Origin of the sequence: Streptomyces atriruber, assembly GCF_001418325.1 — a bacterium.
In the GTDB taxonomy this organism is placed as follows: Bacteria; Actinomycetota; Actinomycetes; order Streptomycetales; family Streptomycetaceae; genus Streptomyces; species Streptomyces atriruber.
This window is the reverse complement of the sequence record NZ_LIPN01000627.1, coordinates 1-1,175: the sequence shown is the minus strand read 5'-3', so window position 1 is coordinate 1,175 and position 1,175 is coordinate 1. Positions and strand designations below refer to the sequence as shown.

Below are 1,175 nucleotides of genomic sequence, written 5' to 3'. Positions count from 1 at the left end.
GGAGCGCAGGCCGCCGAGGAGGGTGTCGAAGGTGCCGTTCTCGAACTCGAACTTCACGCCGAGCTGCTTGCCCAGCGCCTCGCCCAGGTCGGGGTCGATACCGACGGTGTTGCCGGACTTGTCCTTGAACTCGACCGGCGGGTAGGCGATGTCGGACCCGACCTTGATGACGCCCTGGGCGCGGATGTCAGCGGGCAGCTTGTCGGCGAGCGGGGCATTGCTGACCGAGTCGCTCTCCTTGTCGTTGGTCTGGTCGCCGCAGCCGGAAAGCAGCAGCGAGCCGACGACCGCGATCGTGCCGACCGCGGCAATCCGGGACTTCGCGGACTTGCCTGCGGTCTTACGACAAATGGAGCTGGCGGTCATGGTGGGTCCTCCGGCGGATGAGGGAGTTGCCGATGGGTCGGGCACACACCTTCGGGTGTCGCGACCTCGTGTGATGACGGCATCTTGCCATTCGGACCGTCCGATTCTGGGTGCCGGAGATGTCAAAATCGGATAACGGGCCAGCCTCGAATCGCGACATCCCGGTATGGCGGGGGCGTATAGGGGTCGGAGTGAAACGTCGTCAACCAAGAGATATCCGGTGAATCTCGCGATGTGGACGGTTCGGTTCCGGAATGCGCCATGAAATGCGCTATCCGGAGAATACGGACATCCGGTTGTTCGGGGAAGATCCAGTAACGGTTCGGGCGGCGCCGAGTGGATCTCTTTCCCTCCGCTTTCCCCCAGTGACACTCGTCCCGCCCTCCAGGGACTTCTGCGGACCATGCTGCAACCAATGTCACTCGCCCGTGCCCACTGCCTTCAGGTACAAAGGTTGGCTACACCCCTCATCCGGGGCCCAGGGCGCGTGTGCGGCGCGCCCGCGTGTCCGTACCTCCCCCCGCCGACAGGTGGGGCACGGACGCGGTGCCCGCCCACTTCTCAACCGGGAGTGGACACCCTCAACTGATGAATAAGACTTAAGGGGTCAGACAAGTGGCAGCGGAGATCGTCAATCCTCGCAGCGACAGCAGTACGGATCAGCAGGGCCCCGCGGGTGCGGCCGAGCCCTTCGATCCGGCGTTTGCGCTGCACCGCGGCGGCAAGATGGCCGTGCAGGCCACCGTGCCGGTCCGCGACAAGGACGACCTGTCCCTGGCGTACACGCCCGGCGTCGCGAAAGTGTGCAG

Annotated in this window: 1 protein-coding gene and 1 pseudogene; one reads left to right on the top strand and one right to left on the bottom strand. The window is 64.9% G+C overall.

Annotated features, from left to right (window positions below):
• The coding region (locus AOK03_RS39455; RefSeq protein ID WP_157869225.1) for a transporter substrate-binding domain-containing protein at positions 1-366 on the bottom strand (366 nt) is incomplete at its 3' end.
• A gap of 615 nt (positions 367-981) precedes the next feature.
• Here AOK03_RS39455 and AOK03_RS39450 point away from each other — a divergent pair.
• Positions 982-1,175: pseudogene (locus AOK03_RS39450) on the top strand (NAD-dependent malic enzyme); the annotation flags it as partial.